Origin of the sequence: Halomonas sp. AOP43-A1-21 (assembly GCF_052376775.1) — a bacterium.
GTDB lineage: Bacteria > Pseudomonadota > Gammaproteobacteria > Pseudomonadales > Halomonadaceae > Vreelandella > Vreelandella colorata.
This window is the reverse complement of record NZ_JBQSWC010000064.1, coordinates 1-5,299: the sequence shown is the minus strand read 5'-3', so window position 1 is coordinate 5,299 and position 5,299 is coordinate 1. Positions and strand designations below refer to the sequence as shown.

2 protein-coding genes are annotated in these 5,299 nt (G+C 53.0%); both read left to right on the top strand.

From position 1 onward, the window contains the following. The first annotated feature begins 36 nt into the window (after positions 1–36). Positions 37–4,761, top strand: a complete 4,725-nt coding sequence (locus ACT3R7_RS20370; protein ID WP_444676649.1) for a condensation domain-containing protein — start codon at positions 37–39, stop codon at positions 4,759–4,761. Continuing rightward, positions 4,758–5,299: condensation domain-containing protein (locus ACT3R7_RS20365; RefSeq protein WP_444660324.1), on the top strand; the 542-nt coding region annotated here is incomplete at its 3' end. The genes ACT3R7_RS20370 and ACT3R7_RS20365, both read left to right, overlap by 4 nt.

Here is a 5,299-nt window from a genome sequence, read left to right as displayed (position 1 = left end):
GCTCGCCTGGGCCAGTCGTTCCAATGTCAGGTTCATTTGGGTGACTTGCTTTCTCTACCCACGATTGCCGAGCAGGCGATGTTACTGGAGAAAAGAAAGAACACAGGACAAATTGTATGGGCGCTGACAGACCGCTCGCTTAGTCATTCTCTATCTGAAAATCAGCAGCGACTTTGGTACTTGCGACAACGCAATGGCGGTAGGGATTTGGCGAACAATATGGTCTACGCGTTTGACCTGCATGGCGAGGTACAACCCGATCGTCTAGCCATGGCCCTTACACACCTGGTCAGGCGCCATGAAGCGTTGCGTACCCAATTCGTGGAAGCAGATGATGAACCACAAAGACAGGTACAGAATTTTGCCTGGGTCAATCTTGATTACCGGGAAGTGCTTGACCTGGAGCAAGAGGTAGACCAGGTCTTTACGGAACTGGCAGGACAGCCTTTCGATCTGGCGCGCCCTCCTTTGTTCAAAGCCGCATTGCTGACACCGGTTGATATTGCGCAACAAAGCAGTCAACACGCTGTGCTGATCTTGTGCATGCATCATATCATTGCCGATGGCTGGTCGGTCGATGTGATATTACGTGACCTGGACAGGTGTTATCGGGGCGGTACCTTGGACACCTTATCGGTCCAGGGTCTGGATTACAGCGCATGGCTGCGCAGTGAAGCCAGCCAGCTCCGGCGCAAAAAACTGGCTGCGTTCTGGAGCGACTATTTGCGCGATGCACCTGAATGTATTGACTTGCCGTTGGACCGGGCTCGCGAATCCAGTCACTTACTGGAGGGACATTCGCTTCATCATGAACTCGATGCAACGATAACCAAGAAGCTGCGCACCATAGCTAGTCAGCGGGGATCGGGGCTGTATCAAATATTGGCAGCTGCTTTCATGATGACGTTGGCTGAGTCGGGTGCCGGTGCCGACATCGTGACCGGGGCGGTTGTCGCCGGTCGCACTTTGCCAGAACTGGAACACATTGTAGATTTTTTGGCCAACACCATTGCATTGCGAGGTACAGTCGATTCGCAGCTCAATATTCAGGACAATCTAGATGCTTTGGATACATCTATCGTAAAGGCACTGGAACATCAGGATCATCCCTTTAATAAAATCGTTAAAGCTGCGGGCCATGCCCGATCCGAGCACTACATGCCTGTGATACAGACGGCGTGTGTGTACCAAAATATCTTGTCCGATGAGGCGATGACGCTTGGTGACGTCCGCATGAATTTTCGGCCGCAGGAACTGACCTCTGAAGTAATTTTCGAGCTATGTATCCAGATCGTCGATCGAGGAAACATACTAGATATCCAGCTGGACTATGCTTCTTCGCTCTTTAATGAGGGGACTGCGGTGCGTTTTCTGAAAGCCTATACAGAAGTTTTGCGTGCCATTGCTACGTCCTCCCAGGTTATCCTAGCTGACTTGCAATTGTTTGCTGCACGTCCCGCCTTGTTGCAGGGGCGTCAGGTAGATTTTCCTGCGGATACCCCCCGCAATCTATGGCAGATGTTGGTTCGTACCGCAAGCCGTTATCCCGGGAAAGGGATATCGTTTATCGAAGAAAAGGGCGAGTCCCATATTACCTATGATGATTTGAGGGAGCGTGCGGCAAAATATGGCGGCCGCATCCGTGGTGCAGGAGTGGAGCCCACAATACCTGTAATTGTGCTTGCTGGCTGGTTTGTTCCTTATGTGCATGGGATCTGGGGCGCCTTTTATAGTGGCGCGGTTCCGGTTACGGTCGCGGCGAACGACGACTATTCAGATCCTGAAAAGGCCGGAAAGCTCATTCATGCCTGGGAAACGCTGGGCCAGCCGCTGGTGCTAGCCGATTCTGATATCCTTGCACGTCTTGCGCCTCTGCTGGGGCAGTATCCGCAGATGCGTGTGGTTGATCTGGAGATGTTGGACGACAACCCGATCGGCCCTGCCGATCCGGAACCTACAGCCACGGCTTTCTACCAGCTGTCGGCAGGCAGTACTGGCAAATCGAAGTGCATTGACGAACGTCACGAGTCTCTGCTCGCCTTCATGACACTGAGCAGTCTGGGGCAGGATTATGTTGCCGGACAGTGTTCGTTGAACTGGTTGCCCTTCGACCATATCGGACCGCTCCTGACTTATCATCTGCGCGATATTTTTCTGGGAAGGAACCAGACCCATATAGCCAATTCGCTGATCCTGGATGACCCTTTATTGTGGATGCGGTTGCTGTCGGATCGGAAGATCACGCATACCTGGTCTCCCAATTTCGGGTATAAGCTTGTGACCAAGGCCATGAAACGAGCCACAGGACTTGAGCTGGATCTATCCCACGTCGTGGAATGCATGAATGGCGGCGAAGCGGTATCAAATCGCACCATTGCTGATTTTCGGGATACTGCAGCTGTCTTCGGTTTGAAGCGGGAGGCAATCACACCCAGCTTTGGTATGGCGGAAGCCTGCACATGCATTACTTATGGCACAGATCGGGACCCGGAGATTTCCGTGTCGCGACTTGAATTCGCCCAGGATACAGTCCAGGCAGGCATCACTAGATTTGCTTCATGTGGTCGGGTTATTCCGGGCGTAGGTATTCGCATCACGGGAGAGGACGGTGCCGTACTCAAGGAATATCAGGTGGGGCGATTCCAGATTAGTGGCCCGACAGTTACGCGTGGTTATTTGAATCTTCCCGAAGTCAATGCAGCTTCGTTCAGTGAAGATGGCTGGTTTGATACTGGAGATAACGGGTTTGTTGCTGATGGCTGTCTTTATCTGACGGGTCGAAGCAAGGAAGTTCTTATAGTCAATGGTGTAAATTACGTGTGCCATGACCTGGAAGAACGGGTCGAGAAAATTGCAGAAGTAGAGCCAACGTTTGTGACCGCGCTCAGCTGGCATGAGGGCGAACAAGAAACGGTCGCTATTTGCTATGTTCCTCGCGAAGGCGCCGACTTGCAAGCGGTCAACCGGCAAGTCCGTGAAACGCTGATTGCCGAGGCAGGTCTTTATCCGGCCCAGGTGGTACCGGTTGCACGGAATCGTTTTTTGAAGACTACTAGCGGAAAAATACAGCGGTTGCAAATGGCCAAAGCGCTGGCGGACGGTTCACTGATTGCTCTGGAGCAGGAGAGGCCGCCGACCGATGCAGCCAATAAGGCGAACCAAACCCAAGGTGAGCCGGGAATACGTTCGCTGACATGGATACAAGTTCCTTCGTCCGATTATCCTACGGCGGGGCAATGGAGAGTCATCGGTGACGTGCCGCTTTCTGGTCTACAGATGTCGCCGTTGACGATAGATGCACTGGGCCGTGAAATCGCTACGCACTCCGGACTGGGACTGGTTTTTGGCCCAGAAATCTACGCGGATCCAGAGAAGCTGGCGAAGTTGCTGCGTGTTCTGTCGGATATCAATAGTGCACAGGTCTATGCCTTGTGTGCAATTGTTGATGCTCAGGATAGTGTGGATGCAGCCAGACTGTACGGCCTTCTTCGCAGCTTGCCACTTGACGCGAATTCGCATTGTGTGGTCCTGCAACGGTCGGCAGATAGATCTCTGCTGTGGCCGGTGGAAAATGAGACAGGAAGATATCGGGTTACCGCTAGCGGCCTGACCAGACTGGAGCAAACCGATGCCGACCTGTCGACGCCAAGCAGGCAACCAGCAACAAGTGCCAAAGTGACGTTGATTACCGGCGGTGCAGGAGCACTGGCGCGTCAACTTGCCGCAAGTGAATTGTCTTGCGGTCATCGTGTGATTCTGCTTGGCCGTGGGCAGTGCCCCGATTGGTGCGACCCCGACGACGCAGACCGGCAGGTGTGGATTCAGGATGATATGTGTGACTCAGACCGCACTGCTAAGAGGCTGGCGGCAGTTTTGGGTAATACGTGTCCGGATATTATATTGCACTTGGCAGGCGTTTACGAAACCGCATTACCGCCGCGTCTGGAGGCTCAACAACTGATTCGCGCAGACCGCCCCAAGTCTGTGGCGGTACAGATACTGAAGGCGGCCCTAGAAAAAAACTGGCCTGATATTCGGCAATGTACCCGGTGGATCTTATTTGGATCGGTGGCAGGTATGTATGGTGATCCGTTCTCTGTGTCATATGCGGGCGCCAATGGCGCACTATTGGGTATGGCCGATAAGTTGCGTAGCGAAGGCTGGGTGGCGAGCTGGTTGGGTTGGAGCAATTGGTCCAACGTAGGCATGGGCAGTCAGGTTGATAGCGCAGAGGTATTTGCCAGAGGGTTTCAGGTGATTGAGTTGGAACAGGGCATGGCCCAACTCAATCGGTTATACGCTGCACCGGGAGATTATCTGATCGGCATCGCAAAAGAGCAGGACTTGAATTCCTCTCGGTCCGGAGCGAACGAGACGGTTAACGCAAACGGCAGCGGACTGGGCCGACATGACATTGTCGACAAATTGACCTCGCTTCTTGAAGATATCCTGGACCGGCAGGTGCAGCCGGAGATCAGCTTGTTCGAGCAGGGGGGAGGGTCGATCGAAATCGTGCGCTATCGCCGGCGGATTCAGAAGTCTCTTGACATGGAAGTAGATGTGGGAACGCTGATCGGCAGACCCACTGTCCTGTCGCTGGCCGATTATTTGTTTCAACGTTATGGCACCTCGGTCAACATATCAGAACCAAAGGTGGTTTCCCGGGATGGTCAGTCGCAGACCGCAGATGCATCGGCTAAAAGAAAGGTGCGTTTGAAGCGCCTCAAGTCACGGCATTCGTCACAGGAGGGCATGGAATGAAACGGGATCTGCTGGATCGAATTGCCTGTTCCCGGAAAGTGGCGAATTCCGCAGCGAAAAGCATTGATATCAATCCGACTGGGCGGTTTGAATCCTTCCCGATGACGGATATGCAACAGGCATACTGGATCGGCCGCGAGGATGCGGCGGCCATGCATATCTATCTGGAATACGAAGTCGACAATCTTGATTTCGCACGTTTTCATCGTGCCTGGGATATGTTGTTGCACAGACACGATATGCTGCGCGTGATTGCAAGGCCTGATGGCTATCAGCAAGTGTTGGAGGTAGTGCCTGAGTATACGATAGATCGCCATTCTCTGCTTAAGCTGGATATATCGTCGCGGGATCGCATGATCGAAGCTACACGGCGTGATCTGGCGCACAAGCATTTTGATCTGGCTGTGTGGCCTCAATTTGAGATCCGTGTACTGGATGAAGAAAATAAAAGCAGGATCGCATTCAGTATTGATACTTGGTGCATCGATGGCCGCAGTATCCAGGTTCTGTTTGCAGAGCTTAATTGCCTCTATCTTCA